This window comes from Pseudonocardia sp. 2-7, from assembly GCF_056341085.1.
In genome coordinates this window covers 3,099,704-3,116,543 of sequence record NZ_CP094507.1, presented here as the reverse complement: position 1 = coordinate 3,116,543, position 16,840 = coordinate 3,099,704, and the positions used below count along the sequence as shown (strand labels likewise).

18 protein-coding genes are annotated in these 16,840 nt (G+C 74.0%); 14 read left to right on the top strand and 4 right to left on the bottom strand.

The window, feature by feature from the left end; all coding sequences use genetic code 11:
- The first annotated feature begins 1 nt into the window (after position 1).
- Positions 2 to 505 carry a PH domain-containing protein gene (locus MTO91_RS15130; RefSeq protein WP_374107477.1) on the top strand — a complete coding sequence of 168 codons (504 nt, stop codon included), beginning with the start codon at positions 2 to 4 and terminating at the stop codon, positions 503 to 505.
- Between the two features lie 4 nt (positions 506 to 509).
- Here MTO91_RS15130 and MTO91_RS15125 read toward each other — a convergent pair whose 3' ends face one another.
- Positions 510 to 1,310, bottom strand: coding sequence for a DUF2786 domain-containing protein (locus MTO91_RS15125; RefSeq protein WP_346103620.1), 801 nt, complete (start codon positions 1,308 to 1,310; stop codon positions 510 to 512).
- A gap of 190 nt (positions 1,311 to 1,500) precedes the next feature.
- Here MTO91_RS15125 and uvrC point away from each other — a divergent pair, with 190 nt between their 5' ends.
- The 11 genes from uvrC to MTO91_RS15070 all read left to right on the top strand — a co-directional run bounded on the left by uvrC (position 1,501) and on the right by MTO91_RS15070 (position 12,589).
- Positions 1,501 to 3,480 (top strand): excinuclease ABC subunit UvrC, encoded by a 1,980-nt coding sequence (gene uvrC / locus MTO91_RS15120; RefSeq protein WP_208821210.1) that lies wholly within the window; start codon positions 1,501 to 1,503, stop codon positions 3,478 to 3,480.
- Positions 3,477 to 4,376: an RNase adapter RapZ gene (gene rapZ, locus MTO91_RS15115; RefSeq protein WP_476651598.1), complete on the top strand. Its 900-nt coding sequence runs from the start codon at positions 3,477 to 3,479 to the stop codon at positions 4,374 to 4,376. Before uvrC ends, rapZ begins: the two co-directional genes overlap by 4 nt.
- A gap of 29 nt (positions 4,377 to 4,405) precedes the next feature.
- Positions 4,406 to 5,437: a uridine diphosphate-N-acetylglucosamine-binding protein YvcK gene (locus tag MTO91_RS15110; RefSeq protein WP_178373934.1), complete on the top strand. Its 1,032-nt coding sequence runs from the start codon at positions 4,406 to 4,408 to the stop codon at positions 5,435 to 5,437.
- Entirely contained in the window at positions 5,428 to 6,423 is a 996-nt protein-coding gene (gene whiA / locus MTO91_RS15105; RefSeq protein WP_062395598.1) for a DNA-binding protein WhiA, read from the top strand. The genes MTO91_RS15110 and whiA overlap by 10 nt, the downstream gene beginning before the upstream one ends.
- A 105-nt stretch (positions 6,424 to 6,528) precedes the next feature.
- Positions 6,529 to 7,266 carry a hypothetical protein gene (locus tag MTO91_RS15100; RefSeq protein WP_476651596.1) on the top strand — a complete coding sequence of 246 codons (738 nt, stop codon included), beginning with the start codon at positions 6,529 to 6,531 and terminating at the stop codon, positions 7,264 to 7,266.
- Positions 7,267 to 7,579: 313 nt separating this feature from the next.
- Positions 7,580 to 8,593 carry a type I glyceraldehyde-3-phosphate dehydrogenase gene (gene gap / locus MTO91_RS15095; protein ID WP_476651594.1) on the top strand — a complete coding sequence of 338 codons (1,014 nt, stop codon included), beginning with the start codon at positions 7,580 to 7,582 and terminating at the stop codon, positions 8,591 to 8,593.
- Complete coding sequence (locus MTO91_RS15090) at positions 8,590 to 9,771, top strand: phosphoglycerate kinase (RefSeq protein ID WP_476651592.1); 1,182 nt, start codon at positions 8,590 to 8,592, stop codon at positions 9,769 to 9,771. The genes gap and MTO91_RS15090 overlap by 4 nt, the downstream gene beginning before the upstream one ends.
- A complete protein-coding gene (gene tpiA / locus MTO91_RS15085) occupies positions 9,771 to 10,559 on the top strand; it encodes a triose-phosphate isomerase (protein ID WP_062395591.1) in 789 nt (262 codons plus the stop codon). The genes MTO91_RS15090 and tpiA overlap by 1 nt, the downstream gene beginning before the upstream one ends.
- A gap of 107 nt (positions 10,560 to 10,666) precedes the next feature.
- Complete coding sequence (gene secG, locus MTO91_RS15080) at positions 10,667 to 10,900, top strand: preprotein translocase subunit SecG (RefSeq protein WP_020627703.1); 234 nt, start codon at positions 10,667 to 10,669, stop codon at positions 10,898 to 10,900.
- Positions 10,901 to 10,929: 29 nt separating this feature from the next.
- Positions 10,930 to 11,271, top strand: coding sequence for an RNA polymerase-binding protein RbpA (locus tag MTO91_RS15075; protein WP_020627702.1), 342 nt, complete (start codon positions 10,930 to 10,932; stop codon positions 11,269 to 11,271).
- A 61-nt stretch (positions 11,272 to 11,332) separates the two neighbouring features.
- Entirely contained in the window at positions 11,333 to 12,589 is a 1,257-nt protein-coding gene (locus MTO91_RS15070; protein ID WP_476651589.1) for a TrpB-like pyridoxal phosphate-dependent enzyme, read from the top strand.
- A gap of 77 nt (positions 12,590 to 12,666) precedes the next feature.
- Here MTO91_RS15070 and MTO91_RS15065 read toward each other — a convergent pair whose 3' ends face one another.
- On the bottom strand, positions 12,667 to 13,092 hold the full coding sequence (locus MTO91_RS15065; RefSeq protein WP_251782392.1) for a DoxX family protein: 426 nt from the start codon (positions 13,090 to 13,092) through the stop codon (positions 12,667 to 12,669).
- Between the two features lie 320 nt (positions 13,093 to 13,412).
- Here MTO91_RS15065 and MTO91_RS15060 point away from each other — a divergent pair, with 320 nt between their 5' ends.
- Together MTO91_RS15060 and MTO91_RS15055 are read left to right on the top strand one after the other, a co-directional pair.
- Complete coding sequence (locus MTO91_RS15060) at positions 13,413 to 14,732, top strand: ammonium transporter (protein WP_476654895.1); 1,320 nt, start codon at positions 13,413 to 13,415, stop codon at positions 14,730 to 14,732.
- Positions 14,729 to 15,067, top strand: coding sequence for a P-II family nitrogen regulator (locus MTO91_RS15055; protein ID WP_476651587.1), 339 nt, complete (start codon positions 14,729 to 14,731; stop codon positions 15,065 to 15,067). Before MTO91_RS15060 ends, MTO91_RS15055 begins: the two co-directional genes overlap by 4 nt.
- A gap of 4 nt (positions 15,068 to 15,071) precedes the next feature.
- On the opposite strand, the gene MTO91_RS15050 is transcribed toward MTO91_RS15055, so the two are convergent.
- On the bottom strand, positions 15,072 to 16,304 hold the full coding sequence (locus tag MTO91_RS15050; protein WP_476651586.1) for a patatin-like phospholipase family protein: 1,233 nt from the start codon (positions 16,302 to 16,304) through the stop codon (positions 15,072 to 15,074).
- A gap of 10 nt (positions 16,305 to 16,314) precedes the next feature.
- The gene (locus tag MTO91_RS15045; protein WP_476651584.1) at positions 16,315 to 16,788 is read right to left on the bottom strand and encodes a VOC family protein; all 474 of its coding nucleotides are present in this window, start codon (positions 16,786 to 16,788) and stop codon (positions 16,315 to 16,317) included.
- Positions 16,789 to 16,840 lie beyond the last annotated feature (52 nt).

The window sequence follows — 16,840 nt, the reverse complement described above, 5'->3', positions numbered from 1 at the left end:
AGTGACCGAGCAGCCGACCGACTCCACCGCCCCCGCCCCGGCGGCGCAGACCCGGACCGGACCCGGGCCGGACGCGGTGACCCTGCGCCCGCGGGTCATCCGCTGGACCGCCTGGCTCAGCGCCGCCGGCGTGATGGTGTTCTTCCTCATCGCGGCCTACTTCATGCCCGCCGAGGACACCGGGGTGATCTTCCAGCCGGCCGACCAGGTCGCGATGATGGTCATCGGGGCGTTCGTCGCCGGCGGTCTGCTGCTCATGGCCCGCCCCCGGGTGCGCGCCGACAGCCACGGCATCGAGGTCCGCAACGTCATCACCGCCCGGTGGTACGACTGGGCCGACGTGCACGGCGTCTCGTTCCCCGACGGTGCCGCCTCGGCCCGCCTGGAGCTGCCCGACGACGAGTACCAGTCGGTGCTCGCCGTGCAGGCCGTCGACCGCGGGCTGGCCGTGCGCCACGTCCGCACCCTGCGCACCCTGCACCGCACCGCCGTCCTGGGGGAGTGACGGCTCAGGCGCCGATGCCCGGCGCCCCGGCCCGGCCGTCCAGGCGCGGGCCGCCCAGGTCGGCCCGGTCGGCCGCGGCGGCACCGTGCCGGAAACCGCTGCCCGACACCTGCGGGCGGCGGGCGCGGCGCAGCCGGCCGAACTCGGCGTCGTAGGCGCGGTCCACCTCGGCACCCCGGTCGGCCAGCACCAGCTCGGTCGACGCCGCCGCCCGCCCGGTCTCCGCCTCGGTCTCGCCCAGCGCGGAGCGCTCGGCCTCGCACAACCGCTCGTACACCCGGCCCGCGAAGCCGTAGATCCAGGACCGCCGGTAGGCCGCCACCGACTCGCCGGGGTCCGGCGGGCGGACCGCGGCCAGCGCGGCCGTGGCCTGCAGCAGCAGCGAGGTGTAGAGCAGCTCCACCCGCTCCCGGTCGGAGGCGAACCCGAACACGGTGACCGCGGCGACCGAGCCGCCCCGCTGGTCGTGCATCACCCAGCGGCAGCGCAGCGCCGACGCCGTCCACCCCAGCAGCCGCGCCTTCGCCCCGCTGTAGGGGTTGTCGACGGTGATCCGGCTCCGCCCGATCGGGTCGGCCCGCGCCGCCCCGGCGCCGGGGGCCGCCGCGAGCAGCGCCTCGTCGATCCCGTGCCGCGCCATCAGGGCGAACGCCTTGTCGGTGTAGATCTCGGCCTCGTCCGGCGTGCCGGCCCGCTCCGCCTTCGCCAGCAGCTTGCGGATCCGGTCCAGCCGGGCCCCGGGCACCTGCTCACCCGGCGCGGTGCCGATGTCGGTGCGGGGGCCGGTCTCCTGCGCGGTGCTCACGGCGGTCTCCTCGGGCTCGGTATGGTCGAACTCGTGTTCGAGGGCGAGGTGTACCGGACCCTACCGACAGTTCCGGCGGCGCCGCGCGAGGTCCCCGGCCGACACGCGTCCCTACACCTCGTCCGGGGCCCGCGCCGAGGCCGGGGCCGGACCGGGACCGTCGGTGCCCGCAACTACCCTGGGAGTCACCATGGCCGACCCCAGCACCTACCGTCCGGCGACCGGGACGATCCCGGAGTCGCCCGGGGTGTACCGCTTCTCCGACCCCCGTGGCCGGGTGATCTACGTCGGCAAGGCCAAGAGCCTGCGGCAGCGGCTGAACTCCTACTTCGCCGACCTGTCCGGCCTGCACCCGCGCACCCGGCAGATGGTCACCACCGCGGCGAAGGTGGAGTGGACGGTCGTCGGGACCGAGGTCGAGGCCCTCCAGCTCGAGTACAACTGGATCAAGGAGTACGACCCGCGGTTCAACGTCCGCTACCGCGACGACAAGAGCTATCCCGTCCTCGCCGTGACGATGCACGAGGAGTACCCGCGGCTGCACGTCTACCGCGGCCCGCGCCGCAAGGGCGTCCGCTACTTCGGCCCGTACGCCCACGCCTGGGCCATCCGCGAGACCCTCGACCTGCTGCTGCGGGTCTTCCCCGCGCGCACCTGCTCGACGGGGGTCTTCAAGCGGCACGGCCAGATCGGGCGGCCCTGCCTGCTCGGCTACATCGACAAGTGCTCCGCCCCCTGCGTGGGCACGGTCACCGCCGACGAGCACCGCGACATCGTCGAGAATTTCTCCGACTTCCTGTCCGGACGCACCGACCGGATGGTCCGCCAGCTCGAACGCGAGATGGCCGAGGCCTCGGAGAACCTCGAGTTCGAGCGCGCGGCCCGGCTGCGCGACGACCTCGGGGCGCTCCGCCGCGCCCTGGAGAAGCAGGCCGTCGTGCTGGGCGACGGCACCGACGCCGACGTGGTCGCCTTCGCCGAGGACGAGCTGGAGGCCGCGGTCCAGGTCTTCCACGTCCGCGGCGGCCGGGTCCGCGGCCAGCGCGGCTGGGTGATCGACAAGGTCGAGCCGACCGACACCGAGCAGCTCGTCGAGCGGTTCGTCTCCCAGTTCTACGGCGAGCAGCACGCCCTCGCCGGCGCCGCCGACGACGCGGCGCAGCCGGTGCCCAAGGAGATCCTCGTCCCGGTGCTGCCCTCCGACACGCCCGCGCTGGAGCGCTGGCTGACCGGGCTGCGCGGCTCCAGGGTGGGGATCCGGGTGCCGCAGCGCGGTGACAAGCGGGACCTCGCCGCGACCGTCGCGCGGAACGCGAAGGAGGCGTTCGCCCAGCACAAGCTGCGCCGCGCCGGGGACCTCACCGCCCGGTCGGCCGCGCTGCAGGAGATCCAGGAGAACCTGGAGCTCGACCAGGCGCCGCTGCGTATCGAGTGCATCGACATCAGCCACGTGCAGGGCACGAACGTGGTCGCGTCGCTGGTGGTCTTCGAGGACGGGCTGCCCCGCAAGTCCGAGTACCGCCGCTTCGAGATCCGTGAGGCCGCCGCCGAGGGCGACGTGGCCTCGATCGCCGAGGTCGTGCGCCGCCGGTTCCGCCGCTACCTGGCCGAGACCGCCGACGAGCCGGCCCCCACCGAGGGCTCCGGGGAGGTCGCGCCCGGCGACACCGTGCGCACCGGGATCGACCCCGAGACCGGGCGGCCCAAGAAGTTCGCCTACCCGCCGAACCTGCTCGTCGTCGACGGCGCGAAGCCGCAGGTCGACGCGGCGGCCGCGGAACTGGCCGGGCTGGGGATCACCGACGTCGCGGTCTGCGGGCTCGCCAAGCGCCTCGAGGAGGTCTGGCTGCCCCACGACACCGACCCGGTGATCCTGTCCCGGACCAGCGAGGGGCTCTACCTGCTGCAGCGGATCCGCGACGAGGCGCACCGGTTCGCCATCACCTATCACCGCCAGCGTCGTTCGCAGGGCATGACGGCGTCCGCTCTCGACGGGGTCCCCGGGCTCGGCCCGGCCCGCAAGCAGGCGCTGCTCAAGCACTTCGGGTCGGTGCGCAAGCTGCGCGCCGCCGACGTCGACGAGATCGCCGGTGTGCCCGGCTTCGGTCGCCGGACCGCCGAATCCGTGGTCGCGGCCCTGCACGCCGGAACCGAGGGGGAGAAGGCATGACCGACGACAACGGCGAGGTGACCGCGGGCCCGGGGATCGAGGTCGCGGTGGTCAGCGGCCTGTCCGGGGCCGGGCGCAGCACCGCGGCGAAGGTCCTGGAGGACCTGGGCTGGTTCGTGGTGGACAACCTGCCGCCCGAGCTCATCGCCACGATGGTCGAGCTGGGATCGCGGGCCCGGGGCGAGGTGGCCCGGATCGCGGTGGTGATGGACGTGCGCTCCCGCGCGTTCACCGACGACCTCGGTGCCGTCATCAAGGACCTCGACGGCCGCGGCTACCGGCCCAAGCTGCTGTTCCTGGAGGCCTCCGACGCGGTGCTGGTGCGCCGCTTCGAGCAGAACCGCCGCTCGCACCCGCTGCAGGGCGCCGGGCGCATCACCGACGGCCTGAACGCCGAGCGCGAGGTGCTGCGGCCGCTGCGCGAGGACGCCGACCTCGTCGTCGACACCTCGAACCTGTCGGTGCACGACCTGCGGACCCGGATCGAGGGCTCGTTCGCCCAGGAGAGCGCGCATGCCGCGACCCGGGTGACGGTGCTGTCGTTCGGCTACAAGTACGGGCTGCCGCTGGACTCCGACCTCGTCGTCGACGTGCGGTTCCTGCCCAACCCGCACTGGATCCCCGAGCTGCGCCCGTACACCGGCCGCGACCGGGAGGTCAGCGACTACGTGCTGTCCCAGGAGGGCGCGGAGGAGTTCGTCGACCGCTACCTGGAGCTGCTCGACCTCGTCGGCGCCGGGTACCGGCGCGAGGGCAAGCGCTACCTGACCGTGGCCGTCGGCTGCACCGGCGGCAAGCACCGCTCGGTGGCGATCTCGGAGGAGATCGGGCGCCGGCTCGCCGACCGCGAGGGCATCCAGGTCAACGTCGAGCACCGCGACATGGGGCGCGAGTGAGCCCACGCCCACCCGAGCGCACCGGGGGACTGCGCGTGGTCGCGCTCGGCGGTGGGCACGGCCTGCACGCCACGCTGACCGCGTTGCGCCGCTGCCCGCCGGTCACCGACATCGCCGCCGTGGTCACCGTGGCCGACGACGGCGGGTCCTCGGGGCGGCTGCGCCGCGAGCTCGGCCTGCTCCCGCCCGGCGACCTGCGGATGGCACTCGCGGCCCTGGCCGGCGACGACGAGCGGGGCCGCTTCTGGTCCGGGCTGGTCCAGCACCGCTTCGGCGGGACCGGCGCCCTGGCCGGGCACGCGGTGGGCAACCTGCTGCTCGCCGGGCTGCTGGAACGCGACGGCGACCCCGTGCGCGCACTGGCGACCGTCGGCGAGCTGATGGGCTGCGCCGGACGGGTCCTGCCGATGGCCCGGGTGCCGCTGGACATCGAGGCGGAGGTCGCGCTGGACGGCGTCGACGGCGCCCACCTGATCCGCGGTCAGGTCGCCGTCGCCTCCACCCCGGGCCGGGTGCGCCGGGTCTGGCTGCGGCCCGCCGACCCGCCCGCCTGCGACGAGGCCGTCCGCGCGGTGCGCGACGCCGACGTCGTGCTCCTCGGACCCGGCTCGTGGTTCACCAGCGTGCTCCCGCACCTGCTCGTGCCCGGGCTGCGCGACGCGCTGCTGGAGACCCCGGCGGCCCGGGTCGTGCTGCTCAACCTGGCCCCCGAGCCGGGGGAGACCGCCGGTTTCTCCCCCGAACAGCACCTTGAAGTACTGTCCGGGCACGCTCCCGGTCTGCGGGTGCACGCCGTCCTGGCCGACGCCGGGTCGGTGAGCCTGCCGGACCGGCTGGACGCGGCCGCCGCCGACCTGCTGGTCCCCGGCGGACGGGTGTGGCCGGCCGCCGTCGCCGACGCCCGGGCGGCGACCCCGCGGCACGACCCGGACGCATTGGCCGGGGCACTCGCCGACGTGTTCGGCACTCTGACCCCCGGCCGGGCCCCGGCGGAGAACGGCACGCACGACAGGCCGCAGCACGACAGCCCGCAGCGCGGAAGGAGCTCCCGATGGCCATGACCGCCACGGTGAAGGACGAGCTGAGCCGGCTCACCGTCACCAAGCAGTCGTCGCGGCGCGCGGAGGTCGCCTCGTTGCTCCGCTTCGCAGGCGGCCTGCACATCGTGGGCGGCAGGGTGGTGATCGAGGCCGAGGTCGACACCGGTTCGGTCGCCCGCAGGCTGCGCCGCGAGATCCACGAGCTCTACGGCCACACCGCCGACGCGCACGTGATCACCGCGGGCGGTCTGCGCCGCAGCGCCCGCTACGTGATCCGGGTGATCCGCGACGGCGAGGGACTCGCCCGCCAGACCGGGCTGCTCGACAACCGCGGCCGCCCGGTGCGCGGGCTGCCGCCGCCCGTGGTCTCCGGTGACCTGTCCGACGCCGAGGCCGCCTGGCGTGGTGCGTTCCTCGCGCACGGGTCGCTCACCGAGCCGGGCCGCAGCTCCGCACTGGAGGTCACCTGCCCCGGCCCCGAGGCCGCGTTGGCCCTGGTCGGCGCGGCACGCAGGCTGGGCGTCGCGGCGAAGGCCCGCGAGGTGCGCGGCGCCGACCGGGTCGTGGTCCGCGACGGCGACGCGATCGGCGCGCTGCTGACCCGGATGGGCGCCCACCAGAGCGTCCTGTCCTGGGAGGAGCGCCGGATGCGCCGCGAGGTCCGGGCGACGGCCAACCGGCTCGCGAACTTCGACGACGCCAACCTGCGCCGCTCGGCGCGTGCCGCGGTCGCCGCGGCGGCCCGGGTCAGCCGCGCCCTGGAGATCCTCGGCGACGAGGTGCCCGAGCACCTGCAGGCCGCCGGGCGGCTGCGGGCCGAGCACACCCAGGCGTCGCTGGAGGAGCTGGGCCAGCTGGCCGACCCACCGATGACCAAGGACGCCGTGGCCGGCCGGATCCGGCGGCTGCTCCAGACCGCGGACAAGAAGGCCGCCGAGCTCGGCATCCCCGACACCGAGTCCGCCGTCACCGCCGAGATGCTGGAGGAGGAGGGCGGCGGGCGCTGACCGCGGTCACACCCCGTCACGAGGGGGGTGCGGGGCGTCGGGCATGATGCCGCCGTGACGATCCCGGGCTCCACCCTCCTCGCCGTTCATCTCGATCGATCCAGCATGCTGCGGCCGCTCCTGCCCGCGCTGCGCTCCGGTCTCGCGGACCTGCTCGCCGAGCAGGACGCCCACGACGGTCACCTGCAGGTCGTCGTCGCCACCGGGGACGACCTCACCCGCTCGCTGCCCGACGGCACGCACCCGCCCGCCGTCCCGGTCGGTGCCGCCGAGGCCCGCACCGCACTGCCCGCGAAGCTGCGCCCGCTCGGCGGCCCGGACCTGCGCGGCGGCGCGGCCCGGCTGCTCGGCGCCGTCGGCGACGAGCTCGCCGCCCGCGACGAGGCCGACCGCCCCGAGCGGGTCGTCGTCCTGCTCGTCGGGGAGGGCGCCGTCGGCGACACCTCCGCCGTCCGCGAGCGCATCGTCCACCAGCAGAGCACCTACGCCTGGGAGTTCGTGCTGGTCGACGTGACCACCGGCACGATCCCGGCCGCCGCGGGCGCGCGGGCGGCCGCGGCCGGGGAGAACCGGGGCGAGGGCGGGGACGCCGCCGTCGCCGTCGCCGAGCGGCCCGCGGGCGACGGGGCCGAGCGCTTCGGCGTGCCGGTCACCGCCACCATCACCGCCGGTCCCGGCGCGGCCGGGGTCACCGCGGCGCTGTCCGCGGCCTCGGCGTTCGTGACCCGCGCCCGCGACGGCCGCCCGCACGAGCCCGTCGACGGCTTCTCCGACGACGAGCGCGCCGCCGCCGGCGTCCCCGACACCCGCCCCGGCTGGCGCCGCCTGCTCCGCCTGGCCTGAGCACGCCCGCGACGGCCCCGTGACCCGCCCGGGCACGGGGCCGTCGTGTGTCCGGATACCGGCCGGTACCGGTCCGTCCCCACACCGGGGCCCGTCCGGAGCGGTCCGACCGCGCCCGATCCCCGAGCGCGGCGCAGGTCACGGGCCCTACGGGGGTCGCGACGGCCGATGCGCCGATAGGGTGGCTGCCGAGCACGGCACGCGCCGGCGCCCGCCACGGGCGCCGACCCGCGATCGACCTGCCACACCCCACCGCCGGGACCCGGCGGGCCGGGGGAGAAGACGACAGGCACGACGAGCCCTGGAGGCATCTGTGACGGTCCGCGTAGGAGTCAACGGCTTCGGCCGCATCGGCCGGAACTTCTGGCGGGCGGTGGACGCCCAGCGCGCCGCCGGCACCACGGACATCGAGATCGTCGCGGTGAACGACATCACCGACAACGCGACGCTCGCGCACCTGCTCAAGTACGACTCGATCCTGGGGCGCCTGCCCTACGAGGTCACCACCTCGGGCGACGAGATCGTCGTCGACGGCAAGGGCTTCAAGGGCCTGGCCGTCCGCGACCCCGCCGAGCTGCCCTGGAAGGACCTGGGCGTCGACGTCGTCGTCGAGTCGACCGGCATCTTCACCAAGCGCGAGGCCGCGGCCAAGCACCTCGACGGCGGCGCCAAGAAGGTCGTCATCTCCGCCCCGGCGACCGACGAGGACATCACCATCGTCAAGGGCGTCAACGACGGCGACTACGACGGTTCGCAGACCATCGTCTCGAACGCGTCCTGCACCACCAACTGCCTCGCGCCGATGGCGAAGGTGCTCGACGACCTGGCCGGGATCGAGAAGGGTCTGATGACCACGATCCACGCGTACACCCAGGACCAGAACCTGCAGGACGGGCCGCACAAGGACCTGCGCCGCGCCCGCGCCGCCGCCCTGAACATCGTCCCCACCTCCACCGGTGCGGCGAAGGCGATCTCGCTGGTCATGCCGCACCTCAAGGGCAAGCTCGACGGCTACGCGCTGCGGGTGCCGATCCCCACCGGCTCGGCCACCGACCTGACCGTCGAGGTCCGCAAGGAGGTCACCGCCGCCGAGATCAACGCGGCGATGAAGGCGGCCGCGGAGGGCCCGCTCTCCGGCGTCCTGAAGTACACCGAGGACCCGATCGTCTCCTCCGACATCGTGACCGACCCGCACTCGTGCATCTACGACTCGGGTCTGACCAAGGTCATCGGCAACCAGGTCAAGATCGTCGGCTGGTACGACAACGAGTGGGGCTACTCCAACCGCCTCGTCGACATCACCCGTCTGGTGGCGTCGAAGCTGTGAGGACCCTCGACGACCTCGTCGCCGAGGGCGTACAGGGCCGGACCGTGCTGGTCCGCTCCGATCTGAACGTTCCCCTCGACGACGACCGGAACATCACCGACGACGGCCGCATCCGTGCGTCGGTGCCGACGATCCAGGCGCTGTCCGGTGCGGGCGCGCAGGTCGTCGTCACCGCGCACCTGGGTCGCCCGAAGAACGGGCCCGACGAGAAGCTCTCGCTGGCCCCGGTCGCGCAGCGGCTCGGCGAGCTGCTGGGCGCCCCGGTGCGCCTGGTCGAGCTCGGCACCCCGCTCCCGTCGACGGCCGCCGGCGACGTCGTGCTGCTGGACAACATCCGGTTCGACGCCCGCGAGACCAGCAAGGACGACGCCGAGCGCGGCGCGTTCGCCGACGAGCTCGTCGCCCTGGTCGGCGAGGACGCGGCGTTCGTCTCCGACGGGTTCGGCGTGGTCCACCGCAAGCAGGCGTCGGTCTACGACGTCGCGCAGCGGCTCGACGCCTACGCCGGCGGGCTCGTCCTGTCCGAGGTCGAGGTGCTCCGCACCCTGACCGGCTCGCCGGAGCGCCCGTACGCGGTCGTGCTCGGCGGCTCCAAGGTCTCGGACAAGCTGGCCGTGATCGAGGCGCTGCTGCCGAAGGTCGACACGCTGCTCGTCGGCGGCGGGATGTGCTTCACGTTCCTTGCCGCGCAGGGCCACGGCGTCGGCTCCTCGCTGCTGGAGTCCGACCAGGTCGACACCTGCCGGACGCTCCTGGAGTCCGGCAAGATCGTCCTCCCGACCGACGTCGTCGTCGCCGACGCGTTCTCCGCGGACGCGAACACGAAGACGGTGCCGGTGGACGGGATCGACGACGGCTGGATGGGCCTCGACATCGGGCCCGACTCGGTGCGGGAGTTCGCGGCCCGCATCGCCGACGCGAAGACGATCTTCTGGAACGGCCCGATGGGCGTGTTCGAGCTGGCGCCGTTCGCCGAGGGCACCCGCGGTGTCGCGCAGGCGATCGCCGACGGCGACGCCTTCTCCGTCGTCGGTGGCGGGGACTCCGCCGCCGCGGTCCGGGCGCTCGGCATCGCCGAGGACGCGTTCTCCCACATCTCCACCGGGGGCGGCGCGTCCCTGGAGTTCCTGGAGGGCGCGACCCTGCCGGGCGTCGTCGTGCTGGAGGAGGACGCCTGATGGCCACCCGTAAGCCCCTCATCGCGGGCAACTGGAAGATGAACCTCAACCACCTCGAGGCCATCGCGGTGGTGCAGAAGCTCGCCTTCGCCCTGCCCGACCGGTACCTCGACAAGGTCGAGGTGGCCGTCCTGCCGCCGTTCACCGACATCCGCAGCGTGCAGACGCTGATCGACGGCGACAAGCTGCGCCTCGTGCACGGCGCCCAGGACCTGTCCCCGCACGACTCCGGTGCCTACACCGGTGACGTGTCGGGCGTCATGCTGGCCAAGCTGGGCTGCACCTACGTCGCCGTCGGGCACTCCGAGCGTCGCGAGATCCACGGCGAGGACGACGCGGTCGTCAACGCCAAGGTGCTCGCCGCGCTCAAGCACGGGATCACCCCGATCCTGTGCGTCGGCGAGGGCCTGGACGTCCGCGAGGCGGGCACCCACGTGCAGCACTGCACCGACCAGCTGCGCGGGGCGCTGAAGGGCGTCACCGCCGAGCAGGCGGCCGGTCTCGTGCTCGCCTACGAGCCGGTCTGGGCGATCGGCACCGGCAAGGTGGCGGGCCCGGCCGACGCCCAGGAGGTCTGTGCCGCGCTGCGGGCGACGCTGGCCGAGCTGTACTCCGACGAGGTCGCCGGGACGGTCCGCGTCCTCTACGGCGGCTCGGTGAAGTCGTCGAACGTGGGCGAGATCGTGGCCCAGACCGACGTCGACGGCGCACTCGTCGGCGGCGCCAGCCTCGACGCCGAGGAGTTCGCGAAGCTGTCGGCGATCGCCGCGGGTGGTCCGCTGCCGTAGGCGGCCCCGTTCCCGTCCCGCGGCCCCGGTCCCCTGTCAGTGGGGGCCGGGGCCGCTGGAGTATTCTCTCCCCACTCCGGCGAGCGACCACTGATGGGGAAGCGCACGTGATCCTGACCCTCCAGATCATCCTGATCGTGACCAGCCTCCTGCTGATCGCGATGGTCCTGCTGCAGCGCAGCAAGGGTGGTGGTCTGACCAGTCTCTTCGGTGGCGGCGTGCAGTCGAGCCTGTCCGGCTCGGCGGCGGCGGACCGCAACATCGCTCGCTACACGGTCTTCGTCGGTCTCATCTGGCTCATCGCGGTGGTCGGCAACGGCCTGCTGCTGGCCACCGGCTGACACCTCGGACGGACGAGAGGGAACGGGACATGGCAGGCGGCAACGCGATCCGCGGTACCCGGGTCGGTGCGGGACCGATGGGCGAGAACGAGCGGGGCGAGACCGCTCCGCGCGAGCGCATCCCGTTCTACTGTGCGAACGGGCACGTCAACAACACCTGGTTCGCCGCGGAGGCCGAGGTCCCCGAGACCTGGGACTGCCCGCGCTGCGGGCTGCCGGGCGGACGCGACGCGGAGAACCCGCCCGCCGCGCCCCGGACCGAGCCGTACAAGACGCACCTGGCGTACGTGAAGGAGCGGCGCAGCGACGCCGACGGCGAGGCCATCCTCGAGGAGGCCCTCGGCCGGCTGCGGGCCTCCCGAGAGCTCTGACCCGGTCCCACGGCGCGCCGGGGTCGTGACCGGGCGCACGTCCGGGTTAGATTCGGTGGTCATGAGCCGCTGGACGCTGCCCCCGGACCGGATCCCCTCGGCATGGTTCAACGTCGTGCCGCACCTGCCGACGCCGCCGCAGCCGCCCCTGCACCCCGGGACCCGCGAGCCGGTCGTCCCGGACGACCTGGCGCCGCTGTTCCCGACGGCCCTGATCGAGCAGGAGGTCAGCGCCGAGCCGTGGATCGACGTCCCCGGTGAGGTCCTCGACATCCTGAGGCTGTGGCGGCCCACGCCGCTGGTCCGCGCGACCCGGCTGGAGAAGGCGCTGGGCACGCCGGCGCGGATCTACTTCAAGGACGAATCCATCTCGCCCTCGGGCAGCCACAAGACCAACACGGCCGTGGCCCAGGCGTTCTACAACGCGCGGGAGGGCACCACCCGGCTCACCACCGAGACCGGCGCGGGCCAGTGGGGGACCGCGCTGTCGTTCGCCGCGGCCCAGTTCGACCTGGACCTGAAGGTCTACATGGTGCGGGCGTCCTACGGGCAGAAGCCCTACCGGCGGATCGCGATCGAGACCTGGGGCGGCGAGGTCGTGCCGTCACCCGTCGACGAACCCGACCACCCCGGCTCGCTCGGCTCGGCCATCTCCGACGCGGTCCGCGACTGCGTCGGCCGCCCCGACACCCACTACGCGCTCGGGTCGGTGCTCAACCACGTCCTGCTGCACCAGACCATGATCGGTCTGGAGGCGAAGGAGCAGCTGGCGCTGGCGGGGGAGCGGCTGCCCGACGTCGTCATCGCGCCGTGCGGTGGCGGCTCCAACCTGGGCGGGATCGCCTTCCCCTTCGTGCCGGACTCCGGCGTGCGGCTGCTCGCCGTCGAGCCGCTCTCGTGCCCGACGCTGACCCAGGGCCGCTACGACTACGACTTCGGCGACACCGCGGGCCTCACCCCGCTGATGCCGATGTACACCCTGGGCCACGACTTCGTGCCGCCGTCGATCCACGCCGGCGGGCTGCGCTACCACGGTGACTCGCCGCAGGTGTCCTCACTGGTCAAGGACGAGCGGATGGAGGCCGTCGCCTACCCGCAGGGGAAGGTGTTCGAGGCCGCCATCCAGTTCGCGCGCACCGAGGGCAAGATCCCGGCGCCGGAGTGCGGGCACGCCATCGCCGCCACCATCGACGAGGCGCTCGCCGCGAAGGAGACCGGGGAGGAGAAGGTGATCCTGTTCAACTACTGCGGTCACGGCTTCCTCGACCTGGCCGCCTACGACGACTACACGAACGGCCGGCTCGACGAGATGGGCTGACGGGATCGGCTGAGCCCGACCCGCACCACGACGGCCCGCCCCCCGGACCGGGGGACGGGCCGTCGCCGTGCGGCCGGTCAGCGGCGCAGGCCGCGCAGCAGGGCCGCGGTGTCGCGGCGGCGGGCCCACGCGACCACGCACACCGCCACCAGGGTCAGCGCCGGGAACACGACCATCGCGGGCACCAGCACCACGGTGACTGCCGTGGCCCCGACCATCAGCGCGACCTGGCAGACGGCGGCGAGCCCGCACAGCCGCGGGACCAGGAGGGCGACCGCGCCGGCCAGCTCCAGCCAGCCGACCACGACCATGCCGACGGTCCCCAGGCCCAGCAGGTCGAACCCGGCGACCGCGACCGGGTCGGCGTCGACCTTCGGCAGCGCCGCCATCACGAAGACCGCGGCCAGCAGCACCTGCAGCACCCACAGGCCGACGGTGGCGGCCCGCGGACGACGGGTGGCGGAGGTGGTGGACGCGGTCCCGGTACGGGTGGTGGTGGTCATGGCGGGCTCCCTCGGTGCTCGCGGTCCCGGGCCGGGGCCGCCGTTGCAGAGGAGACCGGGGCCGTCGCCGGAACTCATCGGTGCGCCCGGTCCGGGTTCGGACCGTCGGTCCCGGCTGCGTCGTGTGTCGCGTCGGCGGTGTCTGCGCGGGGCGTGCCGGATGCCCGGACCCGACACCCACCGGAAACCGCACACGGTTGCTCCACGAAACACCGCGGGCGAACCATCCCTGCCGGGGTCGGGGAACTGCGACGACGGAGGGACGCGTGGGCGTGAATGCGGGAGACACCGCGTGGGTGCTGGTCAGCGCCGCGCTGGTGATGTTGATGACGCCGGGACTGGCGTTCTTTTACGGCGGGATGACCCGCAGCAAGTCCGTGCTCAACATGCTGATGATGAGCACCATCTGCCTGGCCGTGGTCAGCGTCCTGTGGGCGCTGTACGGCTACAGCTGGGCCTTCGGCAACGACGTGGGCGGCGGCCTGATCGGCGGCGGGGAGTTCGCCGGGCTGGCGAACACCGTCGGCGCGGTGGTCGGCGTCGGCAGCGACTCGGCCCCGTGGCCGGGCACCGACGCCCTGCCCGCGCCGGCGTTCGTGATGTTCCAGCTCATGTTCGCGGTCATCACCCCGGCGCTGATCTCCGGCGCCGTCGCGGACCGCACGAAGTTCTGGGGCTGGACCGCGTTCGTCGTGCTGTGGGTGACCATCGTGTACTTCCCGGTCGCGCACTGGGTGTTCGCCTTCGACGGCTTCACCGGCCCGGACAACGTCGGCGGCTGGATCGCCAACACCCTCAAGGCCGAGGACTTCGCCGGTGGCACCGCGGTGCACATCAACGCCGGTGCCGCGGCGCTCGCGCTGGCGATCGTGCTCGGCAAGCGGCGCGGCTGGCCGCGCGAGCCGATGCGTCCGCACAACCTCCCGTTCGTGCTGCTGGGCATGGCGCTGCTGTGGTTCGGCTGGTTCGGCTTCAACGCCGGTTCCGCGCTCTCCGCGGGTGACCTCGCCGCGACCGCCTTCACCAACACCATGCTCGCCACCGCCACCGCGCTGATCGGCTGGCTGCTCGTCGAGCAGGTCCGCGACGGGCACCCCACCACCCTCGGTGCGGCCTCCGGCGCCGTCGCCGGTCTGGTCGCGATCACCCCGGCGTGCGGGTTCGTGCAGCCGGTCGGGGCGCTGGCCATCGGGCTCATCGCCGGTGCGGTGTGCGCGCTGGCCGTCGGGCTGAAGTTCCGCTTCGGCCTCGACGACTCCCTCGACGTCGTCGGCGTCCACCTCGTCGGCGGCATCGTGGGCACCCTGCTCATCGGTTTCTTCGGCGACAACAGCGTCAACTCCGCCGCCGCCGGCGACAACGGCCTGTTCTACGGCGGCGGGCTGGTCCAGCTGGGCCGCCAGGCGCTCGCCGCGGGTGCGGTGCTGCTGTACTCCTTCGTCGTCGCGCTGGTCCTCGGCTACCTGATCAAGGTGACCATCGGGTTCCGCATCGACGAGGAGAACGAGGCCACCGGCATCGACGAGACCGAGCACGCCGAGACCGCCTACGACTTCTCGTCGCTGGGCAGCCGCGCGCTCGCCGGGTCCTCCCGCCCCGCGACGCCGGCCACCCGTGAGCCCGTGGGGGAGAGCCGATGAAGCTCGTCACCGCCATCGTCAAGCCGTTCGCGCTGGAGGACGTCCGCGGTGCGCTCGAACACCTCGGTGTGCTCGGGCTGACCGTCGGGGAGGTCCGCGGGCACGGCAGGCAGAAGGGACACACCGAGATCTACCGCGGCGCGGAGTACTCGGTGGACTACGTGCCGAAGGTGCGTATCGAGACCGTCGTCGACGACGAGATCGCCGACAAGGTCGTCGACGCCGTCGTCGAGGCGTCCCGCACCGGCAAGATCGGCGACGGGAAGATCTGGGTGCAGCCGGTCGACACCATCGTGCGCGTCCGCACGGGCGAACGCGGCAGCGACGCGGTCTGAGCCGTCAGCGCGCCGCCGGACGGGCCGTCCGGCGGCGCGCCGCCCCGCCCTCGGGGGCGACGGCGCGCGCGGCGTGCGCCGCACCCAGGTCCGCCGCCGCGGCGGCGAACACCGGGTCGAAGAACAGGAAGCTGAGCAGCTCCGCGCCGTGGGTGGTGTCGGCGTCCGGCACCGCACCGCCCACCAGCCGCTCCAGCACGGCCAGCGACGGGTTCCGCAGCGCGCGCAGCCCGCCGTACTCGCGGCGGCGCACCGCGTCGGCCAGCTCCGCCAGCTCGGTGGCCCGGTCGGCGGGCGGCCCGGCGAACCAGGTCGCGATCCGGCGGTGCCGCCGGTCCTCGCCGCGGTCGACCAGCGCGTTGACCGCGCGCAGGGTCCGCAGGTCCTCGGTCACCCCGGCGCCCAGCACGATGCGCAGCGCCAGCGCGGCGACCGCGTACACGTCGGGCACCCGGTCCGCCGGGGACGGCGCCGCGGCGGACTCGCCGAACGGGACGTCCGGTGTCGTCGCGACGACGCCGACCCGGTCCGCGCCCAGGCGCAGTGCGGGCTTGAGCGGGGTGTTGAGCCGGACCCCGCCGTCGAGATACCAGCCGGCCGCCTCGCCCTCGATGCGACGCGGCGCGAACAGCACCGGCACCGCGGCCGAGGCGAGCAGGTGGTCCGGATCCAGCCGGGCGTCGACGTAGCGGATGTCGCGACCCGGGTCGTACGGCGGCAGCGCCACGTCCGGCCCGCGCTCGACGAACACCGTGGTCCCGCCGGTGCCGGCGGCGGTGCACGCCACCCCGACGGCGTCGACCCGGCCGCGGGCGACGGCGTCGTGCAGCCGGTCCCAGTCGACGACCCGGTCCACCACCGGGCGCAGCCGGTCGGCGTCGAGGAGGCGGGTCACCCGGTCCGGCACCAGCAGCAGCCTCCGCAGCCACGACGGGACCCCGGCGAGGTCCCCGAGGTAGGCCGCGGTCGCCTCCACCGCCGACGACGGCAGCGCCACGACCTCCTCGGTGCGCACCGAGGACCAGCGGGCGACGAGCTCGGCGGCCGCGGCGTCCGGGGCGACATCGGACAGCCCGGCCAGCGCGGCCACGGTGAGCGCGCCCGCACTCGTGCCGACCAGCACCGACGGCGCCGACCACCGCCGCGCCATCCGCGGCAGGAGCTCGGTCAGCGCACCCGCCTCGTAGGCGCCGCGCGCTCCCGCGCCCGCCACGACGAGTCCGGTCCGTGCCGCCACCCGGACCAGGTTACCCGCGGTACGCCTTCTCCAGGGCGACGGCGTCGAGCTTGCCGTGGGTGGCGTACACGGCCCGCGCGACCCGGGACCGGGCCTCGGCGTCGGGCGAGGTCAGCCACTCCCGCACCCCCGGCGGGATCACCTGCCAGGACACCCCGTAGCGGTCCTTGAGCCACCCGCAGGGCTGCTCGACGCCGCCGTCGACCAGGGCGTCCCAGTAACGGTCGACCTCCTCGACGGACTCGCAGTGCACCTCCATCGAGATCGCCTCGGAGAGGGTGAACACCGGACCGCCGTTCAGTGCGGTGTAGGGCTGGCCGTTGATCCGGAACCCCACGGTCAGGACCCGGCCCTCCCGGTCGGGGACCTCCGGGCCGTAGTGCACGACGGTGTCGACGCCCGAGTCCGGGAAGATGCCGGTGTAGAACCGGGCCGCCTCCTCGGCGACGTCGTCGAACCACAGGCACGGCGTGATCGGCTTCATGATGTCGTCCCCTCCCCGCGACGCCGGCTCTCGGCGTCACACGGGGGAGACC

Coding starts and splice junctions, on each gene's coding strand:
- uvrC (WP_208821210.1), top strand. CDS start 1,501: ATGGCCGACCCCAGCACCTACCGTCCGGCGACCGGGACGATCCCGGAG.
- rapZ (WP_476651598.1), top strand. CDS start 3,477: ATGACCGACGACAACGGCGAGGTGACCGCGGGCCCGGGGATCGAGGTC.
- whiA (WP_062395598.1), top strand. CDS start 5,428: ATGGCCATGACCGCCACGGTGAAGGACGAGCTGAGCCGGCTCACCGTC.
- MTO91_RS15100 (WP_476651596.1), top strand. CDS start 6,529: ATGCTGCGGCCGCTCCTGCCCGCGCTGCGCTCCGGTCTCGCGGACCTG.
- tpiA (WP_062395591.1), top strand. CDS start 9,771: ATGGCCACCCGTAAGCCCCTCATCGCGGGCAACTGGAAGATGAACCTC.
- MTO91_RS15075 (WP_020627702.1), top strand. CDS start 10,930: ATGGCAGGCGGCAACGCGATCCGCGGTACCCGGGTCGGTGCGGGACCG.
- MTO91_RS15070 (WP_476651589.1), top strand. CDS start 11,333: ATGAGCCGCTGGACGCTGCCCCCGGACCGGATCCCCTCGGCATGGTTC.
- MTO91_RS15065 (WP_251782392.1), bottom strand. CDS start 13,092: ATGACCACCACCACCCGTACCGGGACCGCGTCCACCACCTCCGCCACC.
- MTO91_RS15060 (WP_476654895.1), top strand. CDS start 13,413: ATGTTGATGACGCCGGGACTGGCGTTCTTTTACGGCGGGATGACCCGC.
- MTO91_RS15055 (WP_476651587.1), top strand. CDS start 14,729: ATGAAGCTCGTCACCGCCATCGTCAAGCCGTTCGCGCTGGAGGACGTC.
- MTO91_RS15045 (WP_476651584.1), bottom strand. CDS start 16,788: ATGAAGCCGATCACGCCGTGCCTGTGGTTCGACGACGTCGCCGAGGAG.